This is a genomic window from Nocardioides sp. Z38_18 (genome assembly GCF_058215695.1).
Window position 1 is genome coordinate 179815 of sequence record NZ_JBZAJE010000003.1, and the last position, 25978, is coordinate 205792.

Sequence of the window (25978 nt, forward strand, 5' to 3'; positions counted from 1 at the left end):
TCTAGCCCAGGACCCGGTCGAGGTAGGCGTTGGTGAAGACCCGCTCCGGGTCGAGGCGGTTCCGCAGGTCCTGGAACTCCTGCCAGCGCGGGTAGGCCGGCGCCAGGTCCTCGGCGGTGCGCGTGTGCAGCTTGCCCCAGTGCGGACGGCCGTCGTGGGCGCGGAGCACCTCCTCGACGCCGCCGAAGTACTCGTGGTGGTCGGTCTGGACGTTGGTGTGGAACGCGAGGTACATCGAGTCCCGGCCGTAGGCGGCCGAGAGCGGGTGGTCCTCGCCGGGCGAGGTGCGGATCTCCACCGGGAAGCTGATCCGCCAGCCCCGCCGCTCGATCAGGGCGCGGACCTCGGTGAGCACGTCCAGGCCCACCTCGCGCGGCACGGCGTACTCCATCTCGCGAAAGGGCACGCCCCGCCGGGAGGTGAACACCTTGTGGGGCACGTCGCTGTACCGACGGGTGCCCAGCGCCCGCGCGGCCAGTCCGTTGAGCCGGGGGATCAGGCCCGGGCGCACGTTGCCGAGGCGGTTCAGCCAGCCGAACGCGTGGTTCGCCATCAGGTCGTCGTCGATCCAGGTGCGCAGGCGACTGAGCGGCTCGGCGTCGTCGAGCGTGCGGTTGTTGCGCTTGGCGAGCAACCGGTCCGTGTGCGGGAACCAGTACATCTCGAAGTGGTGGTTCTCGGCGACGAGCTCGTCGAACTCCGCGATCGCCTGCTCCCAGCCGATCGGGCCCTCGTGGGCCTCGAGGACGAACAGCGGCTCCACCCGCATCGTGATGGAGGTGAGCACGCCCAGGGCGCCGAGGCCGACCCGGCCGACGTCGAGGACGTCGGGGTTCTCCAGCTCGGTGGCGCTGATCAGGGTGCCGTCACCGGCGACGAGCTCCAGCCCGCACACCTGGGAGCCGAGGGAGGCGACCAGGCCACCGGTGCCGTGGGTTCCGGTGGAGATGGCGCCCGCCAGCGTCTGCTCCTCGATGTCGCCCATGTTGTGCAGGGACAGGCCGAGCCGGGCGAGCCCGGCGTTCAGCTCGTGCAGGGGGGTTCCGGCGAGGGCGGTGACCGTCATGGCGTCGCGGTCGACCGCGACGATGCCGCTGAGCCCGCTCGGGTGCAGCAGCACCCCGTCGGTCACCGCGATGTCGGTGAACGAGTGACCGGTGCCGGGCATCTTGACCGTGAGGCGTTCGCGGCGTGCGGTGACCACGGCGTCGACCACGTCGCCGGCGTCGTGCGGGCTCAGCTCCCTGGCCGGGTGGCCGGTGGCGGTGCCCGCCCAGTTGGTCCATGAGGGCATGCAGGGCAGGCTAGTCCTCCGGGGAGAGGACCCGCTGCCCGACCTGCCCGGGGGCGCGGACCGCGAGCCCGGCGAGTGCCGCCAGGCCCGCGGAGACCGTGCACACCCAGTACGCCGCGGAGCCGCCGCGGTCGTCGGCCACCACTCCCGCGAGCCAGGCTCCCGGGGCGATCCCCGCGCTCATGCCCGTCTGGACCACCCCCATCGCCTCGTTGAGGCGCTCGCGCGGGACGGAGGCCTCGATCACCGAGAACAGCGCGATCAGGGTGGGAGCCAGGGCGAGCCCGGTGACGAAGAGCGCCACCGTGACCACGACCAGACCCGGCAGGAACGGCAGCGAGACCGTGCCGACCGCCAGGATCCCCATCCCGGCGCGGGCCCGCACCAGGGGGCCGCGCTGCCACATGATGGCGCCGGCGACCACTCCCGCGATCAGGCTGCCCAGGGAGAAGGCCCCGAGCATCAGCCCGGAGAACGACTTGCGCCCGGCGTCCTCGGCGAAGGCGACCGAGCCCACCTCCAGCGCCCCGAACAGGCTGCCGAGGGCGACCGCGCCCACGGTCAGTGGGATCAGGAGCCCCCAGGGCATCGGCCGGCGGACGACACCGGGGCGCCGCGGGTGCGCCGGCGGCTCGGTCCGCCGCTGGACCGCGAGCCCCAGGGAGCCCAGCGTGCCGGCCACCACTGCGACCACGAGCCCGGACTGCGGGGCCAGCGTCGTGGACAGGAACGTGACCAGCGCGGGCCCGCTGACGAAGACGACCTCGTCGGCGACGCTCTCCACGGCGAAGGCGGTGTGCCGCTGGCTGTCCACCTCGAGCAGGTGCGCCCAGCGCCCTCGCACCATCGTGCCGATCTGCGGCATCGAGGCCCCGGCGAGGGCTGCGAGCAGGTGCGGCCACGGGGTGTCCCAGCCGTCGGTGATCGACCTGATCATCAGCCCGCTGGACAGCGCGAAGACGAGCGAGTCGACGTACAGCACCCGGCCCTGGCCGAACCGGTCCGCCAGCCTCCCGTGCGGGACGGCGAAGCCCGCGTTGCCGATGACGTACGCCGCCGCGACCTGGCCGGCGAGGGCGTAGGAGCCGGCCAGCGTGCTGACGAGCAGCACGATCCCGAGGGTCATCATCGACATCGGCAGTCGTGCCACGAGCCCGGTGGCGGAGAACGCGAGGGCCCCGGGGCGGGCGAACACGCGGCGGTAGGAGTCGAGCACCCCGCAACGATAGGAAGGCCTGCCGGACGGCCCCGAGGCGGACTGCCGCAGGGGGCTCTCACGCCACTGCTCCTACGCTGGTCCCATGAGCAACGACACCTCTGCCGAGGGCCGTCCTACGGGTCCGCGCGACCCCCGTCCCTACGACGCAGTGCTCCTCGTCTCCTTCGGTGGACCCGAGAAGCCCGACGACGTGCTGCCGTTCCTGCGCAACGTGACGGCCGGCAAGGACATCCCCGACGCCCGCCTCGAGGAGGTCGGGGAGCACTACTTCGCCTTCGGTGGGCGCAGCCCGATCAACGACCAGAACCGCGACCTGGTGGACGCGATCCAGAGCGACCTCGAGGTCAACGACGTGACCCTCCCCGTCTACTGGGGCAACCGGAACTGGGACCCCTTCCTGCGCGACACGCTGGAGCAGATGGCCCGGGACGGTGTGACCCGCGCGGCGGCCCTGGTCACGAGCGCCTACTCCTCCTACAGCGGGTGCCGGCAGTACCGCGAGAACCTCGCCGCGGCGGTGGCCGAGGTGCCGGGGGCGCCGCGGATCGACCGGCTGCGCCACTACTTCAACCACCCGGGCTTCATCGAGCCGATGGTCGACGCCACCCTGGCCGCGCTGGCGGACCTGCCCGAGGAGGCCCGCAGGGGTGGGCACATCGCGTTCGTGACCCACTCCATCCCGCTGGCGATGAACGAGACCAGCGGACCTCTGGGCGGTGCCTACGTCGCCCAGCACCGGGTCGTGGCAGCCGAGATCATCGAGCGGGTGCGCGAGGAGACCGGCCACCGGTACCCCTCCGAGCTGGTGTTCTGCTCACGGTCGGGCCCCCCGAACGTCCCGTGGCTCGAGCCCGACGTCAACGACCACCTGCGCTCGCTGCGCGGACGCGAGGTCCCGGGCGTGGTGGTGGTGCCGATCGGCTTCGTCTCCGACCACATGGAGGTCGTCTACGACCTCGACACCGAGGCGGCGGCGACCGCCGACGAGATCGGGCTGCCCTTCGCCCGGGCCGCGACCGCAGGTCTCGACCCGAGGTTCGTGGCGATGGTGCGCGACCTGCTGCTGGAGCGAGCCGCCGTGGAGCGCGGGGAGCACCCCGTGCGCGCGGCCGTCGGGTCCGACCCGTCCTGGGACGTCTGCCCGGCCCGGTGCTGCCCCAACCCCCGTGGCGACCGGCCCGCGCTCTGCGGACAGGACTAGGCGATGAGTGGGGGGCCGGCTGTGCCGTCGAGCTCGGACCTGCTCGCGCTGGCGACCGCCGCTGCCCGCGAGGCCGGCGAGCTGGTCGCCGGGATGCGCGCGGGCGGAGTGGACGTGGCCGCGACGAAGTCGAGCGTGGCCGACGTGGTGACCCTGGCCGACCGCGCGAGCGAGGAGCTCATCCGGGACCGGCTGCTCGGCCCGCGGCCCGGTGACGGCTTCGTGGGGGAGGAGGGCGAGGACGTCCCCAGCAGCTCGGGCGTCAGGTGGATCGTCGATCCCATCGACGGCACCGTGAACTACCTCTACGGCAGGCCGGAGTACGCCGTGTCGATCGCCGCGGAGGTGGCCGGCGTGGTCGTGGCGGGCGTGGTGCTCGGCCCGGCCACCGGTCTGGAGTACGCCGCCACGCTCGGTGGGGGAGCCACCCGCAACGGCGTACCCGTCCGGGTCGGGGACACCCCGCCCCTGGACCAGACGCTGGTGGCCACCGGGTTCAGCTATGAGGCCGCCGTCCGGGCCAGACAGGGCAAGTCGGTGGCCCGGATGCTGCCGCAGGTGCGCGACATCCGTCGCAACGGCTCCTGTGCACTAGACCTGTGCGCGGTCGCGTCGGGGGAGTGTGACGGCTACGTGGAGGAGGGTCCGCACCTGTGGGACTACGCCGCGGGAGGGCTCGTGGCGCGCGAGGCCGGCGCCGTCCTCGAGGTATGGCCGGCACCCCTGGTGAACCCGACCGCGCGCCTGCTGGTGTGCGCTCCCGCGGCCGGCTGGGAGACGTTCCTCACGCTCGTGGGCGCCTGTGGCTTCCCCGTCGGGGAGCCGGATCCACAGCCGTCGGGGGGCCCGACCGTGGTCTGACCTGCGGCTGGTCGGCGATCGGCCGGACCGGGAACAAGAAGTGTTCGCCCGGTGTTCACGCCTCGTTCGAGTGTCTGTTGTCAGCACGGGGTTGCGCTCATGTGCACAATCAACCCGGTGTGGTGCACAATCTGCGCCGCACACGTGATTTCGACGCTCCGATGAATCTCGGGGCTCGATTAGGGCACTGGCCCAACCGACGCCCGGAAACCACGCTGGGACTGGGGAGCAGGAGAAAGATACGCATGGCAACCGATTACGACGCACCGCGCAAGACCGAAGAAGAGCAGAACGAGGACAGCCTCGAAGAGCTCAAGGCGCGCCGTCACGACAAGAACTCCGGAAAGGTCGACGAGGACGAGGCTGAAGCAGCCGAGTCCTTCGAGCTCCCGGGGGCGGACCTCTCGCACGAGGAGCTGGCCGTCGAGGTCAAGCCCAAGCAGGTGGACGAGTTCACCTGCATGAGCTGCTTCCTGGTGCACCACCGCAGTCAGCTCGCTGACGAGAAGAAGCTGATCTGTCGCGACTGCGCCTGACCCACGCAGCACGAAGGGCCGCTCTCCCACCGGGAGAGCGGCCCTTCGTCATCTCAGGTCCGGGTCAGCTGGTCGCAGCCTTCGCCTTCTTGGTGCTCTGTTCGTCCGAACCGAGCCCCGGGGGCAGGTGGCCGGTGGACTTGGCGTAGTAGTTCGCCGCCTTCCGGGTTGCCAGCATCCGCGCCACCTGGACCGCAGTACCGCTGGCCACGGCCCACAGCACGGCCTCCCACAGCTCCACGTCGGGGTCGGCGGGGTTCGCCGGGGGGTTCTTGCCGGTGGCGGTCTGCCAGGCCTTGGTGAGGCTCTTGCGCGCCACGGTGGCGCCGAACAGCGCTGCCGCGAGCGAGAAGATCGACCACACCTTCGAGCTGTCCTGCGACTTCTTCGACTTGTCCTTGGCCATGTCCTGCCTTTCAGGTGGGGCGATGTCAGGGATTGGGTACCCAGGAACCGCCCACCCTAGTCAGGACGGCCGGCGATCTCGGCGCTGGTGAGCGCGGCCGCGAGCCGATCCGGGTGCCGCGTGGAGACCAGCCAGTACGGCGTGGGGTCGGCCGGGTCGGAGACGGCTACCTTCACCGACCGCTTCAGGTAGGGGCGGGTCACGAGGAACGCGCGGACGTCGGCGTCGACGCCGTGGACCCGGCGGGTCTGCTCCGGGTCCAGGGGCTCGGCCGCGCCGAGGTGCTCGACGGGGATGTGCGCCCGGCCGGCGTGGAAGACCCCGTCCCGGATCGCGACGCGGGCGCTGCCGGCCCACGCGAACAGCCCGAAGATCACCAGCAGGAGCGAACCGCTGGCCAGCCAGGCGGCCCAGGCGGGCATCGCCACGATGAACGCCAGCCACAGCGTGGCGAGGAGCATCGTCGCCTGGACCCACCAGCGCAACGGCACGTAGAGGCTCTCTGAGTACGCAACGGAGGCTGGCGGCGGCACGGGCAAAGCCTGTCACCTCCGATCCTGTGTCACGCGGGTAGGGTCCCCAGCCATGGTGCACATCACGATCAGGCGCATCGACGAAGGGCTGCCCGTCCCCTCCTACGCCCACCCCGGGGACGCCGGCGCCGATCTGCGTTCCACGGTCGACCTCACCCTGGAGCCCGGCGAACGTGCCCTGGTGCCGACGGGGATCGCGATGGCGCTCCCGGAGGGGTACGTCGGGCTGGTGCACCCGCGCTCGGGGCTCGCGGCCCGCCACGGCATCTCGGTCGTCAACACGCCCGGGACCATCGACGCCGGCTACCGCGGGGAGATCAAGGTGTGCCTGGTCAACACCGACCGCCACGAGCCGTTCGACGTGCACCGCGGTGACCGGATCGCCCAGCTGGTGATCCAGCGCTTCGAGACCGCGGTGTTCCTCGAGGCCGACGACCTGCCGGAGTCGGTCCGCGGCGCCGGGGGCTACGGTTCCACAGGAGGCTTCCACCAGGAGGCGCCCCCCAGGAGCAGCCAGGAGACCGGCCAGGACCCCGAACAGGGCCGGGCAGGAGGGACAGCAACGTGAGGTTCGGCCGCAAGTCAGGCTCGGCGCAGTCCCAGGAGACCCCGGAGGTCGAGGAGTCCGAGGACTCCACGCTCGCCTCGGACCCGGCCGTGGCCGAGAGCCCGCGCGGTCCGCTGGACGCATCCGAGCTCCAGGACGAGGACCACGAGGGCATCGACCTCGGCAGCCTGCTGATCGCGCCGGTCGGCGCGCAGGAGCTCCAGCTGCAGGTCGACGAGGATTCCGGCCAGGTGATCGCCGTCGTGCTGGTCGGTGAGGACGGTGCCCTGGAGCTGCGGGCGTTCGCAGCCTCCCGTGGAGGCGGGGCCTGGGACGAGCTGCGGCCGCGGATCGCCGCGGAGATGGCGCGCATGGGCGGCACCGCCGACGAGCAGTCGGGCACCTTCGGCACCGAGCTGCTGTGCATGGTGCCGATCCAGGACCAGAACGGGAACCCGGCGACCCAGGCGTCCCGCGTCATCGGCTGCGAGGGCCCGGCCTGGCTGCTGCGAGCCACGATCATCGGCCCGCCCGCCCTGGACCCCGAGCTCGCCTCCCGGTGGGAGGAGACGATCCGCAAGGTCGTCGTACGCCGTGGCCGCGGGGCGATGGCCCCCGGTGCGCCCCTGCCGCTGACGCTGCCGCCGGAGGCGCGCCGCGTCGACGCACCCGGCGAGTGACTGGGGCGACTGACTAGTCTGTGCCGCATGTCCCCGCACAAAGGCCGCCTGCGGGCTTCCATCAGTCGCTGGGCCAACCAGGACCGCGACGAGGCCAAGGAGCTCCGTGAGGGCGCCGAGAAGGCGGGTCTGGTCACCGTCGCCGACGCGCCGGACCGGCGCCGGGTCGTGGTCCAGGGGACCCTGCGGACCGTCACCCTGCGCCCGCGCGGTGGCGTGCCCGCGCTGGAGGCCGAGCTCTACGACGGCTCCGGCTCGATCAGCGTGGTGTGGCTCGGCCGGCGCCGGATCGGCGGCATCGCCCCGGGCCGCAGCATGAGGGTCGAGGGCCGGATCGGCCTGCAGGACGGTGTCCGGGTGATGTACAACCCGCGCTACGAGCTGAGGCCCCGGTGACCTCTGAGATGCCGGGATCCTCCGGGGGAGCCGCCCGGACCGCTCCCGACGGGCAGCCGACTGCCCGCACGGTCGAGGAGGTGATCCGCAAGCAGCTCTCCACCGCGCTGGGCGGCACCCGCGGCATGCTCGAGGCGGCGGTGCCGACGATCGCGTTCACGGTGCTCTTCCTGACCGTGCACGACCTCCGGCTGGCGATCATCGTCAGCGTCGGCTGCGCCGGGCTGTTGCTGGCGGTGCGCCTCGCGCAGCGCTCCTCGCCCCAGTTCGTGCTCAACGCACTGGTGGGCATCGGGATCGGCGCCCTGTTCGCCTGGCGCGCCGCGCGCGGCGGCGGCGACGAGGGGGAGCAGGCCCTCGCGTACTTCCTGCCCGGCCTGCTCTACAACTTCGCCTACGCGGTGCTGATGGTCTTCACGATCGTGATCCGCTGGCCGCTGGTTGGCTTCCTGGTCGGCAGCGTGGCCGGTGACCCGACGGCGTGGCACGCCGACCGGAACGTCGTACGCCTGTGCAGCCGGTTGACCTGGCTGCTGGCGCTGCCGTGCGTGCTCCGGGTCGTGGTCCAGGCGCCGATCTACCTCGCCGGGCGCAACGGCTGGTGGTCCACCGACTCCGCGGTCGCCGCGCTCGGCGTCGCGAAGCTGGCCATGGGGTGGCCGCTCCAGGTCGCCTGCCTCGCCGGGATGGTCTGGCTGCTCACCCGCAACAGCACGCCCGTGGCCCCCGGGGAGCCCGGACCGCGCCTGTGAGTCAGTTGGTGTGGCGCTTGCCACCGCTGTGCTCGTCGGGCGCCAGCATCCTCTCCAGCTCCTCCTCGAGCTCGGCCGGTACGACGAACAGCAGCTCGTCGCCGGCCTCGATGGGCTGCTCGGGGTCCGGGGTGTAGACCTGCCCGTCGCGCAGGATGGTCACCAGGGCGCAGTTCTCCGGGAACGGGACCAGGCCCGAGGGCTTGCCGACGTACGGCGAGTTCGAGGGCATCGTCATCTCGACCAGGTTGGCGTTGCCCTTGCGGAAGGTGAACAGCCGGACGAGGTCGCCGACCGTGACCGCCTCCTCGACCAGCGCCGACATGATCCGCGGCGTCGAGACGTTGACGTCGACACCCCACGCCTCGGTGAACAGCCACTCGTTGTTGGGGTGGTTGACCCGGGCGACGGTGCGGGGAACCCCGAACTCGGTCTTCGCGAGCAGCGAGGTGACCAGGTTGGCCTTGTCGTCACCGGTCGCGGCGATCACCACGTCGCACTCCTCGAGCCGTGCCTCCTCCAGCGAGGAGAGCTCGCAGGAGTCCGCGAGCAGCCACTCGGCGTCGGGGACGCGGTCGGGCTTGATCGAGGAGGGCTCCTTGTCGATGAGCAGCACCTCGTGGCCGTTCCCGATCAGCTCGCGGGCGATCGAACGGCCCACGGCTCCAGCACCTGCGATTGCGACGCGCATCCCTACTCGGCCTCCGGACCCTTCTTGAGAACGTCGTAGACCCGGGCGGCGTTCTGCTCGCGCATCACCAGGTGGAGCTCGTCGCCCTCCTGGAGCACCGACTCCCTGGTGGGCAGCATGCCCTCGCCGAGCCGGTCGATCCAGGCGATCCGGCTGGTGGACTGCTCCTGGAAGTGCACCGTGCGGTGGCCCACCCAGACCTCGGAGACGGGCACGTGGTCGACCCGGATCGTGCCCGAGGGGTCCCGGAAGTCCGGCTCGGCGCCGGCAGGAAGGATCCGCCGGAGCACCTGGTCGGCGGTCCACTTCACCGTGGCGACCGTGGTGATCCCGAGCCGCTGGTAGACCTCGGCGCGACCGGGGTCGTAGATCCGGGCGACGACCTGCTGGATCCCGAAGGTCTCCCGGGCCACCCGGGCCGCGATGATGTTGGAGTTGTCGCCGCTGCTGACCGCCGCGAACGCGTCCGCGCGCTGGATACCGGCCTCGGTGAGGACCGCCTGGTCGAACCCGTAGCCGGTCACCTTGGTGCCGTTGAAGGAGGGACCCAGCCGCCGGAACGCATCGGGGTTGCTGTCGATGACGCTCACGGTGTGGTTCCGGTCCTCGAGGCTGCGGGCGAGCGTCGAGCCGACGCGGCCGCAGCCCATGATCACGACGTGCACGTGAGGAACACTAGGGCATCAAGGCCCCCGGGTTACCGGTCCGTGAGAACGGCGACCTACATCACTCCCCGTCCCGCCGCGCAACCGGTCCACGTGCCCTAACCTCGCAGGGTGGGCGTCGGCAATGTCTCGAAGCGGATTCTGCTCGGCCGCAAGCTGCGCAGCTCCCAGCTGGGCGAGACCTTGCTGCCGAAGCGCATCGCCCTGCCCGTCTTCGCCAGCGACGCGCTCTCCTCGGTGGCCTACGCGCCGGACGAGGTCTTCATCATGCTCTCGATCGCGGGCGCCTCGGCGTACGCGTTCAGCTGGAAGATCGGCCTCGCCGTCGCGCTGGTGATGCTGACCGTGGTCGCGTCGTACCGGCAGAACGTGCACGCCTACCCCAGCGGCGGCGGTGACTACGAGGTCGCCAAGGTCAACCTGGGCAAGAACGCCGGGGTGACGGTCGCGGCTGCGCTGCTGGTCGACTACGTGCTCACGGTGGCGGTGTCGATCTCCTCGGGGGTCCAGAACGCCGCCTCGGCGATCCCGCAGATCTCCGGTCACGAGTCGACGGTGGCGTGCGGCCTGGTGCTGGCGCTGGCCGCGGTCAACCTGCGCGGGGTCCGGGAGTCGGGCGCCTTCTTCGCGGTGCCGACGTACGGCTTCATGATCGCCGTGCTCGGAATGGGGCTGTACGGCGCCCTGAGGGCCGCCGAGGGCACCCTGCCCGACGTGGAGAGCGCCGACCTGGTGATCACCCCGTCCCCGGGGTACGAGGGTGAGATCACCCAGGTCGCGATGATCTTCCTGCTGGCGCGGGCGTTCTCGTCGGGCTGTGCGGCGCTGACCGGGGTGGAGGCCATCTCCAACGGCGTGCCCGCTTTCCGCAAGCCGAAGAGCCGCAACGCCGCCACGACGCTGTTCCTGCTCGGGGCCATCTCGATCACGATGATGCTGAGCATCATCGTGCTGGCCCGGTCGATGGGCCTGAGGTACGTCGACCCGCACGAGCTGGACCGGCTCACCAACCCCGACGGCTCCGCGCTGCCCAAGGGCTACGACCAGCACACCGTGATCGCCCAGATCGCGCGGGCGGTGTTCAGCGACTTCCCGCCCGGGTTCTACTTCGTGGTCGCGATGACCGGGATCATCCTGGTGCTGGCCGCCAACACGGCGTTCAACGGCTTCCCCGTGCTCGGTTCGATCCTCGCCAAGGACGGGTTCGCGCCGCGGCAGCTCGGCTCGCGCGGCGACCGGCTCGCCTACAGCAACGGCATCTTGATCCTGGCCGGGTTCGCGATGGTGCTCATCGTCGCGTTCGACGCCGAGGTGACCCGGCTGATCCAGCTCTACATCGTCGGGGTGTTCGTCTCGTTCAACCTCAGCCAGCTCGGGATGATCCTGCACTGGACCCGGTTGCTGAAGTCCGAGACCGACCCCGCCGAGCGCCGCCGGATGTTCCGCTCGCGGGTGATCAACACGATCGGCCTGGCGATGACGGCGGTGGTGTTCGTCATCGTGCTGCTCACGAAGTTCCTCGCGGGCGCCTGGATCGCGATCCTCGCCATGCTGGTCTTCTACGCCCTCCTGCGCTCGATCCGGCGCCACTACGACCGGGTCGAGGACGAGCTCGCCGTGGGCGACGACGACCAGATGCTCCCGACGCGCGTGCACGCGATCGTGCTGGTCTCCAAGCTGCACAAGCCGACGATGCGGGCGCTGGCCTATGCCAAGGCGAGTCGGCCCAACATTCTCGAGGCGGTGTCGGTGGACGTCGACGGGACCTCCTCGGACCGGCTGGTCGACGAGTGGGACGCGCGCCGGATCGACGTACCGCTGAAGATCCTGTACTCGCCGTACCGCGAGGTGATCCGGCCGGTCGTCCAGTACACCGCGGAGATCCGCAAGGCGAACCCGCGCGGGGTCGTGGCGGTCTACATCCCCGAGTACGTCGTGGGCCGCTGGTGGGAGCAGGCGCTGCACAACCAGTCGGCGCTGCGCCTCAAGGCCCGGCTGCTGTTCACTCCGGGCGTCATGGTGATCTCGGTGCCCTACCAGCTGCGCGGGGCCGAGGCTGCCAAGGAACGCGCGGACGGCGACCTGCACCGGCTGCGGCCCGGCGACATCCGTCGCGGACGCACCAGGACCGGGCGATGACGACGGAGCAGTCCCCGCTCGTGGGTCGCCGCTTCGAGGTGGAGGTGGGGCCGGTGGCGCACGGCGGCCACTTCGTCGCCCGGGTGCACACCGGTGCGGACGACCGGGAGATGGTCGTGTTCGTGCGGCACGCCCTGCCCGGTGAGCGGGTCACGGTCGAGATCACCGAGGACAGCGGCAAGTTCCTGCGCGGTGACGCCGTACGCATCGAGACGCCCTCGGCGCACCGGGTGGAGCCGCCCTGCCCGCTGGCGCACCCCGGAGGCTGCGGCGGCTGCGACTTCCAGCACGTCGAGCTCTCAGAGCAGCGCCGCCTCAAGGCCGCCGTGGTGGCCGAGCAGCTCTCCCGCCTCGCCGGGATCGATCGCGAGGTGACCGTCGAGCCGGTGCCGGGCGACCAGGACGGCCTGTTCTGGCGGACCCGGATGCAGTACGTCCACCTGCCCGGCGGCGGGCGCGGGCTGCGCAAGCACCGCTCGCACGACGTGATCGAGGTGGAGCGGTGCCTGATCGCCCACCCCGACGCCCGCGAGCCGGACACCTCCGACCCGGTCGTGGAGCGCGTCGAGTCCCAGCTCCTGGGCAACCACGAGTTCACGGTGGCCGGTGACGGCTTCTGGCAGGTGCACCCGGGGGCTCCGCGGGTCCTCGTGGAGACGGTCCTGGGGATGCTCTCGCCGCAGCCGGGGGAGCAGGTGCTCGACCTCTACTCCGGCGTCGGCCTGTTCACGGCCTACCTCGCCGACGCGGTCGGTCCTGCCGGTGCGGTCACGGCGATCGAGAGCGACCGCTCGGCCACCGAGAGTGCCCGGGCCAACCTCTCGTCGTACGACTGGGTGAGGGTGGTGCGCGACCGCGTCGACCGTGCCCTGCACCGGCTCGCCAAGAGCGATGCGCGTTCCGACCTCGTCGTGCTCGACCCGCCCCGGGCCGGTGCCAAGCGGCAGGTGGTGCGCGCCGTCGCCGAGCAGGGCCCCCGCGCGGTGGCGTACGTCGCCTGCGACCCCGCCGCTCTGGCCCGCGACATCTCCTACTTCGCCGAGGCGGGCTACCGGCTCGAGGAGCTGCGAGCGTTCGACCTGTTCCCGATGACCAGTCATGTGGAGGTTGTTGCGCAACTCGTGAGATGCGGACCCCCTCACTAGCGGGTCAGAGTCCCCACGATTTCCTCCCAGTGCCGCAGCGGCACCAGGTGCCCCTCTCCGGGGTAGACGACGAGGCTGGCGTCGGGCAGGTGGTGCCGCAACCATTCGCCGTTGACAGGTGGAGCCATCTGGTCGAGTTCGCCGTACCAGAGGTGGACCGGGCATCGGATGTCCTCCAACTCGATACCCCATGGGCCGCACCAGGCGACGTTGTCCCAGGCAATTCCCATCGGCCCTTGCCGCAAGCCCTCATGCAGCACCGAGAAGAGGTTTCCGCGCAAGACCGGGTCACAGACCACGGCTGGATCCGTCTCGCCCCAAAGCCAGTCGATCCAGGGGGCCTGCTCGTCGTCGCGGACCGACATCATGGTTTGCAACATCTCCTCGTTGCCGATGCCGAACTGTTCGGCGGCACGAGCCGGCTCGTCGGGGAGGAATGAGAGGGCAAGGCGGTCGTTGTCGGTGAAGCTCTCGAGCGCCCCCGGCACCTGTTGGAACGGCGCGTTCCCACCAGCCACGCCCGCTCGGATCACGCGTTCGCCCAGCACTGCCGCGGCGGCTAGCGCAAAGGGTCCACCCCCTGACCACCCGAATGCTGCAAACCGCCCTATACCGAGACTGTCCGCGAGAGCTTCGACATCGTGCGCGATGCTGATGAGGCTGTACGGACCGGGACCAGAGCCGCCGTAGCCCGGCCGGTCGAAGCTGACCACCCGGACTCCCAGTGCCGTGGCGATCTCCTCACCGAAGCTGAGATCCAGTCGCGACCCGGGCGTGCCGTGGAAGTAGACGATCGGAGTTCCCCCGGAGTCCCCAGCTTCCCGGACCAGGATCGAATGACGTCCCGTCACGATCTCGCGCTCAATCATGCCGTGGGTATGCCGCCGAGCTGGCGGAGATCCTTGAGGATCACTGGGGCCTTCTGTATGAGGGACAGGTGGCCCTCTCCCTCGAGCAGTTGCGCCGACGCCCCGGCGACGTTCACGGCCAGCCACTCCGCGTGGGCGAACGGCACCATCGCGTCCAGGCGGCCTTGCCACACCGAGACCGGTACTCGGATCGCTTGCAGGTCGAACCCCCAAGGACGCGTGTGGGTCATGTCGTCGTCGCGCCACCCCACGATGCCCTGACGTCCGGCAGCGTTGACCGAGGCTGCGAGATACCCGGCCAGTTCGCCGTCCAGCGCGGCGCGGTCCACCGGGGGCGCCAGCGCGCCAAGTCCTACGGCGACGTCCTCGGCACTGACGGTGAAGAACCCCGTCTGGGTCTCCAGGAACGCCTCGAGCGCCTCGACACCGGCGAAGACGGCCGTGTACTCCGCGACGTTTTCCTCGGCCATGCCGTCGCGAATGTCCCCGTCGTACTCATTGGCTGGAGCGATGCCGACGCAGCACGCGGCCGCCAGACACCGGTCCGGCAGCAGCGCAGCGCAGGCCAGCGCGCGCGGCCCACCGCCGGACCACCCGATGGTGAGAAAGTTGCCCACCCCGAGGTGGTCGAGCACCGTGACGGTGTCCGCGACGTCATCGGCGACCCGCGCCGTCGTTGCCCCGTCCGGGCGCGGCGACGAGGCGCCGTACCCCGGGCGCGAGTAGGAGATCACCCGGAGACCCTGCTCCGCCGCGGCGCGCTCCAGGGTCGGGAAAGGCACCGCACCTTGGGGAGTCCCGTGGTGGTACAGGAGCGGGAACCCGTCGTCCGGCCCCGCGTCGAGCACCTCGAGGCTGCGGCCGTCGTCGGTCGGGACGATGAGTGGCACGACTACTTGTCCCCCTTCGGCAGACTGCCTCGAATTGCTGGTCCGCCGAGTCACAGGCTACAGAGGCGGGCGCGGCTTCCCGACAACCTGTGAGTACACACCCCGTGGGCGGCATCGCTGCAGGCCAGAGGGCAGTTTCGTCCATGGAGTGCAGCCAGTCGCACAGGATCGCACTCAGGCTCGGGCACATCGACCTCTTCCCGATGACGCACCACGTCGAATGCGTCGCTTTGCTGACGAAAACAGGCTCTGACCTGCGGTGATGCAAGTCGGGGTGTTAGCGCCGACCTCGAAAATCCGGGCTTAGGGCGCGCTTTGGGCGCACTTTGAGTTTGCGAGCGCCCCGCTGCCGGGCGCGGAGACCGCTCCAGAACGCGAAGAACGGCCCGTGGGCCGACGCGTAGTGCGAAGAGGGGTCCACGGGGCCGTTCCGGGGGTCTGAGGGCTCTCAGAGCTCGATTTCGGGATCGTCGGCGGGCTCAGTCCGAGGAGCAAGCCGCTCCGTCGCGGCGCGGTAGTCCGGCACCACGAGCCGGCGGTTGATGTAGTGCCGCTCGGTGACCGTCTTGGACGTGTGGCCGAGCTGGTCCTTTGCGGCGTCGGCGTCGTAGACCTCGTCGATCTCGGTCGCCACCGTCCGACGGAAGGAGTGCGGCGAGACGTCGCGGAGCGCGGCGATGTCGGCGTACCCGTCGAGCTGGCGGATGTGCCACAGCCGACTCTGGACGTTGCCGGAAAGTGCCAGGTTCCGTTGCGGCTGGCGAAGACTGCGTCGATGTCGTTCGGTGGCTGCTCCAGCTTGCGTCGGCGCAGGATGGCAACGGCCCAGTCGGGGAGTGCGATGGGGCGGATCGCGGCGTGGGTTTTGCCGTAGTCGACCCGCTTGCCCTTGGAGGTGATCTGGCCGTTGACCATGAGCCACGGGAACCAGGTCTCGTCGTCGCGGCGCGCGGGAGGGGCGGTCAGCTCGATGTCGGACCAGCGCAGGGCGAGCAGTTCGCCGATCCGCATACCGGTGGCGATGAGCATGTCGACGATGTCCGGGAGGTCGACACTCTTCGGGCCATTGCGCCGCTCGGCGTTCGCCCACTCACGGATGGCCGCACGCACAGCGTCGAGGTCCTCGACCGCTACCGGCTTCCTCTTGACCTTCGGCACAGGGACTGACGGGACGGCTGTTGCCGGGTTGCCGTTGAGCGCCTCGTGGAAGATCGCCATGTGGAAGGCCCGCACCAGGACGCTGCGAATCCGCTTGCGCATGTCCGCTGAGACTCCGGCGCTGTCCAGAGCCGCCTGGATGATGACGGGCCGAACGTGTCGCAGTTGGTAGGCCCCCAGAGGGTGCTCGGTCTTGTCGCCGTCGAGCACCCAACGCAGGTGATAGCGGTAACGCTCCAGGGTCTCCGAGTTGGGACTGCCGTCGGCGTTTTCCATCTTGGCGAACCAGAGGTCGAGCAGTTCCTGGACCGTGTCGTCGGGAGCGATGGCGCCATCCCCGAACGTGCCGGTGTGCTCGACGAAGAATGCCTTGAGGTTGGCCCTCGCCTTGTTCTTCGTTTCGCCGCTCTTGCGGTACTCGCGGACGACGCCGTCGACATCGCAGTAGCGGGCACGAGCCAGCCACGTCCCATTGGCACGTTGTGTGCAGTTGATGTCGCCGTAGGTGCCGACCACCAACTTCTGTCGGGCCATTTCTGATTCCCTTTCGTGTACCTGATCCCGTCAGGGCTGCGCTGTCCGGAGGGCTCCACCCCGCACCCGGCTTGCGCGGCTGCGGCTCCGAACCTGCCGACCGCCCTCCGAGGCGGGGTCGGCGCCTTCGTTGTCGTCGCCGAGTCCGAACGACTCCTCGTGGTCCCGGAGCCACCGGTCGAGCTCGGACAGGCGGTACTTGAGCCTGCCGCCGGCCTTCACTGCGCGTGGGCCATAGCCGGGACGACGGACCCGCCAGGTCAGGAGCGTGGCCTTCGGGACGCCGAGATAGCCACAGGCGTCCTCGGTGTTGAGGAAGGGGTCTTGGGGAAGCGGGACGACGAGGGCCAAGGGCATCTCCTTGTCGCCGCTGCTCGCGGTGGATGGGGTGTCAGATCGACGGGACATCAGGGCTCGCTCCTCTCGATGGTGGACGGTGGTGCAGCGCGGCCTCGAAGTCGAGGCGGCTTTGCGCTGCACCTTTCGGCGCCTTTCGTTGGATAGGTGTGGGCCGCAGGTCGCTGCGCACGATTGCGAGCAGCTCGGTCTGCACGGGCGTGGTGATGGGCACGAACGTCTGCCGGGTGACGCGGATGAGTTCGCCGTTGTGGTCGTCGAGTACGGGGACGTTGATGCGCTGGAAGTAGAGGCGCTGGGCGAAGCCGTGCTCGATGACGTTGCAGATCCGGTCGTCGATGCCCGCGCTGACCCGCTGGAGCCGACGGTTCTGCGGGGGATTGGCAAGTCCGTCCCGGCCGAGTTTCTCCATGCGGACGGCAGCGACGGAGCCTTGGCCGGCGGCGGGTCCACCGTTCCCGACCATCCCGCCGAGGTCACGGGTCTCGTGGACGAGTCGCCCGTAGCTCTCAGCACGTCGCTCCCACCGGACCGCGATGGTCGGGTCGATGGTTTGGAGTCGGCGGGCTGCTTCACGCGAGACGATGCGTTGGGAGTCGAGCACGACACGCAGGTTGTGGGCGGTGGGGAATGTTCCCAGGTGGATGAGCAGGTTGTGCTGGGCCTGGAGTACGCCGGTGATGCCGGGCAGCCCGGGTCCTTCAATCAGCGTTGCTTCGGGCCGCCATCCGCGAAGGTCGACGGTGTAGTCCGACTCGCCGTATCCCGCCCGTGTCACGCACATCGCGGCCGCACGTCCAAGGCGGCCCGGCTCCTTGAGCGCCTGCCAGCCGGGGATGTTGGCATAGCGACGGTCGAGGCTGACGACCGCACGCACCACGTCGGCCGCGTCCTTGATGACGGTCAGGCACTGGGCTTCGGACAGACGGCCGTACCCGACACCGTTGGCGAAGTCGTGCTCGCCGAGCACGCAAGCACGAGCCGCCTGACGCCAGGTGTCGACGAGCGCGAACGGCTGCTCGGTGAGCAGCTCGTCCATCGTTGGCAGGTTGACCTCGGTCGCGCCGAGAGTGGCTTCCAGGCGATAGCGCAGCTCCTCGGCGGGGCCACGGGTGCGGCCGGTGCTTCCTTCGAGGTTGATGCGCGGGTTGGCGGCGCGCATCGCCTGGTGGCTCCAGACGAGTACGGCGTAGCGGTAGCGCGCGATCTGCTCACCGATCAGCTTCCGCTCATCGGGAGTCGTGGTCTCGGGGACGGTGTGCAGGCCGGCGCCGCCGATGCGTTGCTGGATGCGGTGCTGGCGCAGCAGTTCACCCAGGGCCTCTCGGAGCATCCCGCTGGTCTCGCCGTACATCAGGGCGCATCCAGTTCTCGCGCGGCCCACAGCATGTCGAGGACGAGCTCGACGGTCAGGGAGTCGATGCCGTGCCTGACGAGGTCCTCGATGGCCGACTCGGCGACCTCGAAGAGGACGTTCCGGTCGGTGACCGGGACCGGGCTGATGCCGGGGATGTAGTCGCCGTGGATGAAGTCGATCTGGAGCAGCACGCGGTCGTACTCGATCGACGCATCGGTCGTGAGTGCGGCGTCGGCCAGGGCGGCGACGTAGGAGCGGGCTTCCGCGAGGGTCACCGCGTGGGCGAGCAGCATGGGTGAGTCCTTTCGGGGGCTGGAGATGGTCGGCATGTCTTCGACCGTCGAGTGGTCGATCGAGGACGCCGAGAACGCGTAGTCCTGTCTGTGGACAAGCCGGTGGAAAGTCCCGCTGTGTATCGGGTGCGCGGCTACGCAGCGAAGCGAACCGCGTCTTCGATCGCTCTGCGGGCGGCGAGGTCCTCGGCGACGAACGCGGTGAAGTCGGCTCGTCGGTCGACGATCTCGACCTCCGGCGCGGGCTCGTACGGGGCTTCTCCGGGCCACGCGGTCTGCCGGGTCGGCCTGTCACGGTCCAGCCGCGTACCGCACAGGGACACCCACTCGCGTAGCCGGTTTCGGGCCTCGGCGAAGTCTCGATGCCAGGCGAGAGGTGCTGACGGCGAGCCATCGGGGTCGTAGGCGTTGAGCCAGTGGGTGTGGAGTGCAGAGAGTTCCCAGATCAGCTCGTCGTGGCGATGCCACAGCGGTGGGATCACCGTCGGCGGCAGGCCGTAGGTGTGCCGCAGCCAGTCCACCCACGCGTCGAGGTCGTGCCACTCGTCGAATGCCTCGTCCGCGGTGAGGAGGTTCCAGTTGATCGGGCGCAGCGGGCGCTCATCGCCGAAGTCGGCGGTCCCGAAGACAGTGTCGGGACCGCCGAACTCCTCGAACGAGTCGCCGCCCTCGAACTCCAGCGTCTGCTGGTCGGATTCGACGTCGGTGCTCATCACGGTGGCCTTCAGAAGCTGACGGCCTGGGCCGGCTCGTTGACCACGTCATCTCGTTGGTCGGAGGGTCGGGCTGCTTGGCAGGATTGCGGTCCACGACGTAGCGGGTGCGGGCGCAGTCGTGTCCGATCCGGCGTGCCACGAACTGCTCGCGGATCTCGCTGGGACCGCCGGGTCGCTCCTGCTCGTACTCGTGGATGTAGCCGGAAGCGACGATCTGGTCGCCCGGCTTGAACCGCGGGTAGGCCCGCTCGGCCGCGCGGTCGAACAGGACCATGTCGCAGAAGACGGGGTCGAGCTTGGTGAACGACCCGTCGCCCTCCTTGCGGTGCTGCTCGATGCCGACCCGGCAGAAGAACCGGGCGTGACCCTTGCCGGTGAACGTGAGCTCGGGCGCGGTGGCGATGAACCCGTGCAGGCTCATCTGGGTGGGAATCGTCATCATCTGACTCCTGACGTCGGGCGGTGCCCGGATGGCACTCGCTCTCAGGAGTTAGGTGTGCGCCTGTGCCGAGCGCGCCGACGGGTAAGGCGACATCTCGGAAGCCACAAACAGTCGCCTTTGCTGCCAATACCCTGAGATCCCGGTCCCGGGTTGCGAACGAGGAGGTGTCGCCGTGGACGCAGTCAAGGTCTCGAACTACGGAGTGGGCGACGACCTCCTCGAAACGTTGCTCAAGGTCATGGCGGTCGCGACAACAAGATTGTGGATCAAAGTCGCCTGGTGGGACGGCTCACCAAAGGGCCGACAGTTGGCTGAGGCAGCCATTGCCGCCCATCGCCGCGGCCTCGACGTCCGCATCTTGTGCCGACCCGAGGCATCGAACGACGCGGTCCTACGCCAACTTCGGCAGGCTGGAATTGCGATCGTCGGCGTTCGGTACATCCATGAGAAGGAAGTGCTTGCCGACGACGTCGCCGTCTCGCACTCGATGAACTTCACCGACAGGGAGATCGAGCGCAATCAGAACTCGGGCCTCGTGTTCGACGCGCCTGACATTGTCGACGCAACAGAGGCCGGCTTCCTAGCGCTAATCGAGAACCGCGCTGCGGTAGGTGTCGGCGACGAAGAGTGGACACCGAGTTCGAAACTCATCCCGGCGGAACTGCAGAAATACCTAACGCAGTTCGACCGATTGAACCCCCTCCAGTCGAAGGCCGTGCCTGCTGTTCTCTCGACTTCTGGGCACGTCATGGTCGTCGCCCCCACCAGCTCGGGTAAGACCCTGATCGGTGAGATCGCCGCTCTTCGGTCGATCGTGAGTGAGCGCAAGCCTGCCGTGTGGCTCCTACCGGCCAGGGCGCTCGCGGCAGAGGTGAGCGAAACGGCACTGCGCTGGAACGAACACGGAATCCGCTCCGTCGAGTTGACCGGCGAGACGAATATGTCCAGCGTCACCGTGCGTAACGCTCAACTCTGGGTTGCGACCACCGAGAAGTTCGAGGCCCTCTATCGGCGTTCTTCTCTGCGCGAATTCATCGCGACAGTCGGCTGTCTCATCATCGACGAGGTCCATCTGGTCGGGGATCCCACCCGCGGTGCCACTCTGGAAACCCTGATTGCGCGTCTGCGCGCTGTGGAGGGCCGGACTCGAATCGTTGCGCTGTCGGCGACAGTCTCGAACGCCGACGAATTGGCCGGCTGGTTCAACGCCCAGCTGGTGCGGTCGGCCTGGCGACCCACGATCCTGACGACACAGCTCATTCCGTACGACGCGCCGCCACCCGGTTCGAAACACGAGGAGTATGAGGCCGCAAAGGACGCGGCACTCGAACCTCTGCTCCGGGAGCTCAGGGCGCCGACAGCAAACGATTCAAGAGTCGTCGAGGGCAGCGCCACGAATGGCTCTGGAAGCGTGTTGGTGTTCTGTGGCAGCAAGAACGGGGTTCGAAGGACGGCTGCGATGGTAGCCCGGCGCCCGTTCCGAAACGTCGAGGACGACGAGCTTGTGGAGACCACGTTCTCGGCCGGCGTCGGCATGCACTTTCGCGACGCCCCGCGCGCCCAGCGGGCACTTGACGCTTTCAAGGAGCGCAAGATTCAGACGCTGATTGCAACGTCGGGTCTTTCGACTGGGGTCAACACTCCCGCCCGGTCCGTCGTCATCCGGGATCTGGAGTTGGGCCTCGCACCGCTTGAAGTCAGTCAAGCGCAGCAGATGTTCGGTCGTGCAGGACGTGCGGGACAAGAGCCCGAGGGATTCGGGTTCATGCTGGTGCCTCGGGACGAAGAGACTGAATGGCGCATGAAGCTCGCCGCGGGCTACACAGCGCGCAGCCAGGTGCTCGATCACCTGGGAGACGCCCTTCTCGCGGAAATCCTGCTTGGCTCGATCGTCGATCGCGAAGGCGCCGGGTCGTGGTTTGAGGAGACCTTCGCGTACGCCCAGTCAGGCGAGGAGACGGACATCGACGAAGCACTCGACTTCCTTGTGCTGCGCGGCTTCGTCACAGAATCAGAGGATGGTCTGGCGGTCACAGAGATCGGGGCCCTCACATGTCGGCTAATGATCGATGTCGAGTCCGCAGCCGGGCTGTTGACCGCGCTGGCTGAAGCGCCAGTTCCCACCACCGCCGACGAGGCGGAGGAGCTCGTTCTCCAGATACTTGCCACGGAGGTGCGTGCCCTTCGCGACTGGCCGGTGAACCCGAAGGTCTACGAGGACGTGGTTGCCGGGATTCTCTTCGGCTGGACGCCCCGCGTCACGTCTCGAATGGGTGAGGCGTTTGGCTCACGGTTCTGTATGGCCGCCGCGCATCTGGCGCTGCGCGACGCTCGACGACTTCAAGCCAAGCCACCGCCGGGGATCTCGATCGCGGAGTTCAAGCGGGCCATCGAGGACATGCCTCGGTACCTCGCTTGGGTAGCCGCCTTGGGCTACGTCGATCAGGCAACCTGGGCACCGGCCGTTGCCGGTGAACTTGCCCGACGGCTCGGGTGGTGGCACCTGACGCCCCACCCTGAACGCGGCTCAGGGCGACTCCTCTGGATGCTCGAACGTCTCCTGGAGCCTGAGAACCGCAAGCCCCGGATGGCAGACCTCTGGTCTCGCGCGAGAAAGGCCGGGTTCTCGTCGCCTGATCCCATCACCTCGCGCCCGCGGAACGTCGACATCTCGGCCGAGGCATTCAGCGAGCTTGTTCACGGACGCGCCGACCTACAACTCTCACCACTCGTGCGCCTGGAACTCCCGCTAGAGACCCGCTCCAAGGCCTCAAGGGTCACAGCCATGAGCAATGCAGGATCGCGCCGGGCTATCGCAAGCGCTCGACCGGCCCAAGGGCGCATGGACCTTCCAGTACCGCCATCCAGGGCAGCCAACGAGATTGCCGCTGACGTCTTCCTTTACACGCGAGACGGGGACTTCAGCTACCAAAATCTGACAGCCGACCTCCCAGACGATGCGGGGGCGAACAAGGTGGACGCGGTCGACGAAGCGCGCAGCCTGCTGGATGCACTGCCCGACCTGACCGCCGTTGCCGCGGGTCCGCGGGGACTGCGACGCGTGTTGATGAGCGAGCGCAAGAAGCAACTCAACACGATCCTGCCCCTGCTTTCGCCGGACCCGGCTCTTCGGCCCGTCGCCCTTGCGCTGGCGGAGCATGAGGCAGAGCCGGACTTGGCGGCGATCAACCTCCGAACGAACCTGCGGCGTCTGCTCGCCACCGCGGGCGATGGGTCGCCACGACCCGCGGCCACAGTCCTGCGCTCGGGGAGTGCATCCACCTCAGAATTTGAACTGACATTGGCAGCTCTCGCAGGATCGCTACAGATGGAAACGGGTATCGCGTCAGCCGAAGGGAGGCTGCTAGCACTGATTCGCCTATCTGGCGATTGGTGCCTGGCGATGCCATCGGACTCCCGCAACGTACGGATTGACCCGGTCTTTCCGACCTCGTTGCCGCCGGTCGTGAGTTCGCTGCAACCGCGCCCGGTCCAGGACCCGCTCCCAGCGCGCCCACTGTGCGCTTGGGTTGAGGAGTTCGTGCTGCCCTGACGCTTTCAACGGCGTCGGAGAGCGGTCTCCACCGACGCCCTGTCCCCGCTGAGCTGAGCCGCTTCTTGGCGAGCCGTCCACGGGCGCAAGTCGGTGACCAGGGGCGGAGCGCTGCGCAGGAGGATGAGCGCGGTGCCGAATGGCAGGGTGCGGATCACCTCGGGCGGCATCACCGGCACTCGGCGTACGGAACGTTGGAGCGATCGCGAGCCGTAGTCGCCGACGGAGACGGTGTCGGTCTTCTCGTCGCGCTCCCCGATGAGGGCTGAGAGGTCTTGGAGGTCCTTCGCCGATGAGGTGCCACCGAGGATGATTTTGACGATGGAGGCGTCCCAGATGGCGCCGGCCGCGTGGTCGCCCCACTTGTCTCGGGCCTGGGAGAGGGACTGGAGCACGGGCATCGTGGTGATCCCGGTGCCGCCGCCCTCGGCCATGAGGACCGGCAGGGACGGCAGCGGCGAGAGGTTGCCGATCTCGTCAAGTGCCAGGAGTAGTGGTGGGTCCATGCGTGCGCCGGGTGATGCGGCGGCGAGGTGGCGGGCGGCCTCGACGAGGTCCTCGATGAAGGCTGCGACGAGTGACCAGGAGGCGCCAGCTCCTGCGCCGGTGGCGAGGAGGTAGAGGGTGCCGTTGCTGGTGAGGAAGTCGACGGGGTCGAAGTGCTCGCCGGGGTTTGGGGACACGGCGTCGAGGACTCGTAGGTCGGCGAGGCAGGTCAGGGCGAGGGAGACGCCCATCCAGATCGAGTCTCGGGTGCGGGGGTCGGAGTGGATCATCGACTCCAACGAGTCGGCCCAGCCGGGTGCAGCCTTGTGGTTGCTCGACAAGATCGCCACCGCGTCGGCCGCCGCAGACGGCGACAGCGTCCACCCGAATAGCTCGCGGGGACTGCGATTGTCGAGGGCAGCCGCATGGAGCAGCGCCTGGAGGGCTGTGCGGGTCTTGCCTTCCCAGAAGCCGCCGGACTCGACCCCGCCGGTCGACAAGCCGGTTGCGGACGCCAGGCCGGTGGCTCGGATCATCGCGGTGAGTGGGTCTTGGCAGCCGCGCACGGGTGACCAGCGAAGGCCGGCCGATAGACCCTCGGCCAGCCGTTGAGGGTCGAAGACCGCGACCGGTCCGCGCACCTGGCGAGCGGTGAGGGTGGCTGCGATGTTGTCGGGTCGGGTGGCGGTGGTGATGACCGCGCCGGGGGCGTCGAGGATCGCGTTGATGACGACGTGGAGGCCCTTGCCCGAGCGGGGCGGTCCCAGCACCAGGATCGAGTCCTCGACCGACGCCCAGACGCCCTGACCCCGCGAGCGCCCGAGGAGGTAGCCGACGTCGGAGGGCTCCGGCTTGTCGAGGGACGGTCGCAGCGTTCGGCCACGAGCGAGCAGGGCCTTCTGCGAGGCGACGGCGCGTACGTCGCGTCCGGTTGCGACCCCTGCAAGTCGGCGGGGATCATGCGTCGTCGTGTGCTTCATCGAGCCGATCCGTCGCCATAGCACGAGGGTGCTGGCGATGACCGCCGAGACCATGAGCAGCAGCACGAGCCAGTAGACCCACGCAGCGAGTCCGTCGGCACCGAGCGCGGTGGATGGGTCGCTGGGGTGGGTGAGAACTCGAAAGCCGGCCTCCCAGCCCCCTTTTGGCTGCGAAGCGCCTGACACCCACGCGGCGGCAGATCCAGCAAGTCGCAGGATCGCCGCGATCAGGCCGACGGCGGCGATGAGGATGAGGCCGAAGTTGACCAGGTCGTCGTCGACTCCCTGCCCGCGAGGGTTCACGCCGCACCACCATCGGCACTTGCGCTGACCATGACGGTGCCGGACCGCTTACCCATGAACACCACCAGGCCCGGGTGAGCTTCGAGCAGCGCGGGCGGTAGGCGTAGGCGGGCAGTGCCGTCAGTGCTCGCGACTTGGTGGGCGACCACTACGGCGACAGCGACTTCCTCGCCTGCCTGGAACCCGCCGCCGGTCACCTCGCCGACCGTGGCCGCCGACTCGAGCACGGGCCTGACCATCTGCAGGCGTGGACGGGCAGGAGTGACGATGTCGGTGAAGGTGTTCCCGTCGCCTTCGTGGACCTCGACCCGTACGGCGGTCCCGAGGTCGGCGGCGATCTCGTCGAGTATTCGTTGGAGGTCGTCGCGGGTGAGCGATCCGTCGGCGGAGTAGGGCTCGTGGTCGAGCTTGACGGTCAGGAAGCCCTTCTCGTCGACGTCGACGTCGACCTCGACCAGCGGCATGACCACGGGGACGCGGACCGCTTGGCGGTCGTCGCGCCGGTACGGGGCGGCAGCGTTGATCATGCTCATAGCCCGATCGTCTCCACCTGCCGCTGAGCGACCGTTTGCACTGGTGCTGCCCCACGCCCAGCAGCGAGCGCTTCGCGGTCGAGTCCGGGCGGGTTGCCGTCGCCGACCTGCGGGGTGTCGAGCTTGTCGAGGATCGTGACCGCCGAACCCCGCGCACGCTCGGCGGTGGACTGCACGACCTCGACGGGCGTCTTGCCCGGCACGCTCGACGCCCAGGAGGCGACGTACGGGATCGTGTAGTCGTCGGTCGCCAGCCCGTGCGCCGCGCCGACCATGAGGGCGACGGACTCGGCTTCGACCTCGGCGATGCCACGGTGCATGGCGGCGTCGGCGTTGTCAGGTCCGTGGAGCATGACGTGCCCGAGCTCGTGGGCCAGCGTCTTGACCTGGGCGGCGTCGTCCATGTCCATCCGCACCGACACCTCGCGGGTCATGTAGTCGG

The 25978-nt window shown here is 69.3% G+C and carries 27 protein-coding genes; 10 read left to right on the forward strand and 17 right to left on the reverse strand.

Translation table 11 applies throughout. From position 1 onward, the window contains the following. Window position 1: 1 nt before the first annotated feature. Complete coding sequence (locus AC4BGC_RS20165) at window positions 2-1294, reverse strand: D-arabinono-1,4-lactone oxidase (RefSeq protein ID WP_490557381.1); 1293 nt, start codon at window positions 1292-1294, stop codon at window positions 2-4. Window positions 1295-1304: 10 nt separating this feature from the next. After that, window positions 1305-2510, reverse strand: a complete 1206-nt coding sequence (locus AC4BGC_RS20170; RefSeq protein WP_490557382.1) for an MFS transporter — start codon at window positions 2508-2510, stop codon at window positions 1305-1307. An 85-nt stretch (window positions 2511-2595) separates the two neighbouring features. On the opposite strand from AC4BGC_RS20170, the gene AC4BGC_RS20175 reads away from it, so the two are divergent. The 3 genes from AC4BGC_RS20175 (at window position 2596) to AC4BGC_RS20185 (ending at window position 5111) form a co-directional block, all read left to right on the forward strand. Continuing rightward, complete coding sequence (locus AC4BGC_RS20175; RefSeq protein ID WP_490557383.1) at window positions 2596-3714, forward strand: ferrochelatase; 1119 nt, start codon at window positions 2596-2598, stop codon at window positions 3712-3714. A 3-nt stretch (window positions 3715-3717) separates the two neighbouring features. Continuing rightward, complete coding sequence (locus AC4BGC_RS20180) at window positions 3718-4575, forward strand: inositol monophosphatase family protein (RefSeq protein ID WP_490548659.1); 858 nt, start codon at window positions 3718-3720, stop codon at window positions 4573-4575. A gap of 245 nt (window positions 4576-4820) precedes the next feature. After that, window positions 4821-5111 (forward strand): DUF4193 domain-containing protein, encoded by a 291-nt coding sequence (locus tag AC4BGC_RS20185; protein WP_490548660.1) that lies wholly within the window; start codon window positions 4821-4823, stop codon window positions 5109-5111. 64 nt (window positions 5112-5175) lie between these two features. Here AC4BGC_RS20185 and AC4BGC_RS20190 read toward each other — a convergent pair whose 3' ends face one another. Both AC4BGC_RS20190 and AC4BGC_RS20195 read right to left on the reverse strand, forming a co-directional pair. Beyond that, on the reverse strand, window positions 5176-5517 hold the full coding sequence (locus AC4BGC_RS20190) for a DUF4235 domain-containing protein (protein ID WP_490548661.1): 342 nt from the start codon (window positions 5515-5517) through the stop codon (window positions 5176-5178). A gap of 56 nt (window positions 5518-5573) precedes the next feature. Then, window positions 5574-6050: a DUF3093 domain-containing protein gene (locus tag AC4BGC_RS20195; RefSeq protein ID WP_490548662.1), complete on the reverse strand. Its 477-nt coding sequence runs from the start codon at window positions 6048-6050 to the stop codon at window positions 5574-5576. A gap of 52 nt (window positions 6051-6102) precedes the next feature. Here AC4BGC_RS20195 and dut point away from each other — a divergent pair, with 52 nt between their 5' ends. From dut to AC4BGC_RS20215, 4 genes are read left to right on the forward strand one after another with little or no spacing between them, the layout of a single operon-like run. Continuing rightward, complete coding sequence (gene dut, locus AC4BGC_RS20200) at window positions 6103-6618, forward strand: dUTP diphosphatase (RefSeq protein ID WP_490557384.1); 516 nt, start codon at window positions 6103-6105, stop codon at window positions 6616-6618. Then, window positions 6615-7277, forward strand: a complete 663-nt coding sequence (locus tag AC4BGC_RS20205; protein ID WP_490557385.1) for a DUF3710 domain-containing protein — start codon at window positions 6615-6617, stop codon at window positions 7275-7277. Before dut ends, AC4BGC_RS20205 begins: the two co-directional genes overlap by 4 nt. A gap of 27 nt (window positions 7278-7304) precedes the next feature. After that, window positions 7305-7673 (forward strand): OB-fold nucleic acid binding domain-containing protein, encoded by a 369-nt coding sequence (locus AC4BGC_RS20210; RefSeq protein WP_490557386.1) that lies wholly within the window; start codon window positions 7305-7307, stop codon window positions 7671-7673. Further along, window positions 7670-8425 (forward strand): DUF3159 domain-containing protein, encoded by a 756-nt coding sequence (locus AC4BGC_RS20215; RefSeq protein WP_490557387.1) that lies wholly within the window; start codon window positions 7670-7672, stop codon window positions 8423-8425. The genes AC4BGC_RS20210 and AC4BGC_RS20215 overlap by 4 nt, the downstream gene beginning before the upstream one ends. A 1-nt stretch (window position 8426) precedes the next feature. Here AC4BGC_RS20215 and AC4BGC_RS20220 read toward each other — a convergent pair whose 3' ends face one another. Next, on the reverse strand, window positions 8427-9116 hold the full coding sequence (locus tag AC4BGC_RS20220) for a potassium channel family protein (RefSeq protein WP_490548667.1): 690 nt from the start codon (window positions 9114-9116) through the stop codon (window positions 8427-8429). A gap of 2 nt (window positions 9117-9118) precedes the next feature. Continuing rightward, a complete protein-coding gene (locus AC4BGC_RS20225; protein WP_490548898.1) occupies window positions 9119-9766 on the reverse strand; it encodes a potassium channel family protein in 648 nt (215 codons plus the stop codon). Between the two features lie 126 nt (window positions 9767-9892). Here AC4BGC_RS20225 and AC4BGC_RS20230 point away from each other — a divergent pair, with 126 nt between their 5' ends. Continuing rightward, window positions 9893-11920: an APC family permease gene (locus AC4BGC_RS20230; RefSeq protein WP_490548668.1), complete on the forward strand. Its 2028-nt coding sequence runs from the start codon at window positions 9893-9895 to the stop codon at window positions 11918-11920. Further along, window positions 11917-13065 carry a class I SAM-dependent RNA methyltransferase gene (locus AC4BGC_RS20235; RefSeq protein ID WP_490557388.1) on the forward strand — a complete coding sequence of 383 codons (1149 nt, stop codon included), beginning with the start codon at window positions 11917-11919 and terminating at the stop codon, window positions 13063-13065. The genes AC4BGC_RS20230 and AC4BGC_RS20235 overlap by 4 nt, the downstream gene beginning before the upstream one ends. Here the strand turns inward: AC4BGC_RS20235 and AC4BGC_RS20240 are convergent. From AC4BGC_RS20240 to AC4BGC_RS20275, 8 genes are all read right to left on the reverse strand, one after another. Then, window positions 13062-13934: an alpha/beta fold hydrolase gene (locus AC4BGC_RS20240; RefSeq protein ID WP_490557389.1), complete on the reverse strand. Its 873-nt coding sequence runs from the start codon at window positions 13932-13934 to the stop codon at window positions 13062-13064. The genes AC4BGC_RS20235 and AC4BGC_RS20240 overlap by 4 nt on opposite strands. Continuing rightward, on the reverse strand, window positions 13931-14824 hold the full coding sequence (locus AC4BGC_RS20245) for an alpha/beta fold hydrolase (RefSeq protein WP_490557390.1): 894 nt from the start codon (window positions 14822-14824) through the stop codon (window positions 13931-13933). Before AC4BGC_RS20245 ends, AC4BGC_RS20240 begins: the two co-directional genes overlap by 4 nt. Before the next feature lie 303 nt (window positions 14825-15127). Then, window positions 15128-16516: a tyrosine-type recombinase/integrase gene (locus tag AC4BGC_RS20250; RefSeq protein WP_490557391.1), complete on the reverse strand. Its 1389-nt coding sequence runs from the start codon at window positions 16514-16516 to the stop codon at window positions 15128-15130. 30 nt (window positions 16517-16546) lie between these two features. Further along, window positions 16547-16924, reverse strand: coding sequence for a helix-turn-helix transcriptional regulator (locus AC4BGC_RS20255; protein WP_490557392.1), 378 nt, complete (start codon window positions 16922-16924; stop codon window positions 16547-16549). Then, complete coding sequence (locus AC4BGC_RS20260; RefSeq protein WP_490557393.1) at window positions 16908-18227, reverse strand: hypothetical protein; 1320 nt, start codon at window positions 18225-18227, stop codon at window positions 16908-16910. The genes AC4BGC_RS20255 and AC4BGC_RS20260 overlap by 17 nt, the downstream gene beginning before the upstream one ends. Then, window positions 18227-18523, reverse strand: a complete 297-nt coding sequence (locus AC4BGC_RS20265; protein WP_490557394.1) for a hypothetical protein — start codon at window positions 18521-18523, stop codon at window positions 18227-18229. The genes AC4BGC_RS20260 and AC4BGC_RS20265 overlap by 1 nt, the downstream gene beginning before the upstream one ends. 134 nt (window positions 18524-18657) lie before the next feature. Further along, the gene (locus AC4BGC_RS20270) at window positions 18658-19236 is read right to left on the reverse strand and encodes a hypothetical protein (RefSeq protein WP_490557395.1); all 579 of its coding nucleotides are present in this window, start codon (window positions 19234-19236) and stop codon (window positions 18658-18660) included. Continuing rightward, window positions 19124-19681: a single-stranded DNA-binding protein gene (locus AC4BGC_RS20275; RefSeq protein WP_490557396.1), complete on the reverse strand. Its 558-nt coding sequence runs from the start codon at window positions 19679-19681 to the stop codon at window positions 19124-19126. Before AC4BGC_RS20275 ends, AC4BGC_RS20270 begins: the two co-directional genes overlap by 113 nt. 172 nt (window positions 19682-19853) lie before the next feature. Between AC4BGC_RS20275 and AC4BGC_RS20280 the strand changes: the two genes are divergently transcribed. Further along, window positions 19854-23234, forward strand: coding sequence for a DEAD/DEAH box helicase (locus AC4BGC_RS20280; protein ID WP_490557397.1), 3381 nt, complete (start codon window positions 19854-19856; stop codon window positions 23232-23234). 5 nt (window positions 23235-23239) lie between these two features. On the opposite strand, the gene AC4BGC_RS20285 is transcribed toward AC4BGC_RS20280, so the two are convergent. The 3 genes from AC4BGC_RS20285 to AC4BGC_RS20295 are packed head-to-tail and all read right to left on the reverse strand — an operon-like array spanning window position 23240 to window position 25970. Next, on the reverse strand, window positions 23240-25003 hold the full coding sequence (locus AC4BGC_RS20285) for a type IV secretory system conjugative DNA transfer family protein (RefSeq protein WP_490557398.1): 1764 nt from the start codon (window positions 25001-25003) through the stop codon (window positions 23240-23242). Next, window positions 25000-25536, reverse strand: a complete 537-nt coding sequence (locus AC4BGC_RS20290; protein ID WP_490557399.1) for a hypothetical protein — start codon at window positions 25534-25536, stop codon at window positions 25000-25002. Before AC4BGC_RS20290 ends, AC4BGC_RS20285 begins: the two co-directional genes overlap by 4 nt. Beyond that, window positions 25533-25970, reverse strand: coding sequence for an ImmA/IrrE family metallo-endopeptidase (locus tag AC4BGC_RS20295; RefSeq protein ID WP_490557400.1), 438 nt, complete (start codon window positions 25968-25970; stop codon window positions 25533-25535). The genes AC4BGC_RS20290 and AC4BGC_RS20295 overlap by 4 nt, the downstream gene beginning before the upstream one ends. Between the last annotated feature and the right edge of the window lie 8 nt (window positions 25971-25978).

What these genes read in the sequence shown, in the direction of transcription:
- AC4BGC_RS20165 (WP_490557381.1), bottom strand. Translation starts at nt 1,294, where the DNA reads ATGCCCTCATGGACCAACTGGGCGGGCACCGCCACCGGCCACCCGGCC.
- AC4BGC_RS20175 (WP_490557383.1), top strand. Translation starts at nt 2,596, where the DNA reads ATGAGCAACGACACCTCTGCCGAGGGCCGTCCTACGGGTCCGCGCGAC.
- AC4BGC_RS20180 (WP_490548659.1), top strand. Translation starts at nt 3,718, where the DNA reads ATGAGTGGGGGGCCGGCTGTGCCGTCGAGCTCGGACCTGCTCGCGCTG.
- AC4BGC_RS20185 (WP_490548660.1), top strand. Translation starts at nt 4,821, where the DNA reads ATGGCAACCGATTACGACGCACCGCGCAAGACCGAAGAAGAGCAGAAC.
- AC4BGC_RS20190 (WP_490548661.1), bottom strand. Translation starts at nt 5,517, where the DNA reads ATGGCCAAGGACAAGTCGAAGAAGTCGCAGGACAGCTCGAAGGTGTGG.
- dut (WP_490557384.1), top strand. Translation starts at nt 6,103, where the DNA reads ATGGTGCACATCACGATCAGGCGCATCGACGAAGGGCTGCCCGTCCCC.
- AC4BGC_RS20210 (WP_490557386.1), top strand. Translation starts at nt 7,305, where the DNA reads ATGTCCCCGCACAAAGGCCGCCTGCGGGCTTCCATCAGTCGCTGGGCC.
- AC4BGC_RS20220 (WP_490548667.1), bottom strand. Translation starts at nt 9,116, where the DNA reads ATGCGCGTCGCAATCGCAGGTGCTGGAGCCGTGGGCCGTTCGATCGCC.
- AC4BGC_RS20225 (WP_490548898.1), bottom strand. Translation starts at nt 9,766, where the DNA reads ATGGGCTGCGGCCGCGTCGGCTCGACGCTCGCCCGCAGCCTCGAGGAC.
- AC4BGC_RS20235 (WP_490557388.1), top strand. Translation starts at nt 11,917, where the DNA reads ATGACGACGGAGCAGTCCCCGCTCGTGGGTCGCCGCTTCGAGGTGGAG.
- AC4BGC_RS20240 (WP_490557389.1), bottom strand. Translation starts at nt 13,934, where the DNA reads ATGATTGAGCGCGAGATCGTGACGGGACGTCATTCGATCCTGGTCCGG.
- AC4BGC_RS20250 (WP_490557391.1), bottom strand. Translation starts at nt 16,516, where the DNA reads ATGGCCCGACAGAAGTTGGTGGTCGGCACCTACGGCGACATCAACTGC.
- AC4BGC_RS20255 (WP_490557392.1), bottom strand. Translation starts at nt 16,924, where the DNA reads ATGTCCCGTCGATCTGACACCCCATCCACCGCGAGCAGCGGCGACAAG.
- AC4BGC_RS20260 (WP_490557393.1), bottom strand. Translation starts at nt 18,227, where the DNA reads ATGTACGGCGAGACCAGCGGGATGCTCCGAGAGGCCCTGGGTGAACTG.
- AC4BGC_RS20265 (WP_490557394.1), bottom strand. Translation starts at nt 18,523, where the DNA reads ATGCTGCTCGCCCACGCGGTGACCCTCGCGGAAGCCCGCTCCTACGTC.
- AC4BGC_RS20270 (WP_490557395.1), bottom strand. Translation starts at nt 19,236, where the DNA reads ATGAGCACCGACGTCGAATCCGACCAGCAGACGCTGGAGTTCGAGGGC.
- AC4BGC_RS20275 (WP_490557396.1), bottom strand. Translation starts at nt 19,681, where the DNA reads ATGATGACGATTCCCACCCAGATGAGCCTGCACGGGTTCATCGCCACC.
- AC4BGC_RS20290 (WP_490557399.1), bottom strand. Translation starts at nt 25,536, where the DNA reads ATGAGCATGATCAACGCTGCCGCCCCGTACCGGCGCGACGACCGCCAA.
- AC4BGC_RS20295 (WP_490557400.1), bottom strand. Translation starts at nt 25,970, where the DNA reads ATGACCCGCGAGGTGTCGGTGCGGATGGACATGGACGACGCCGCCCAG.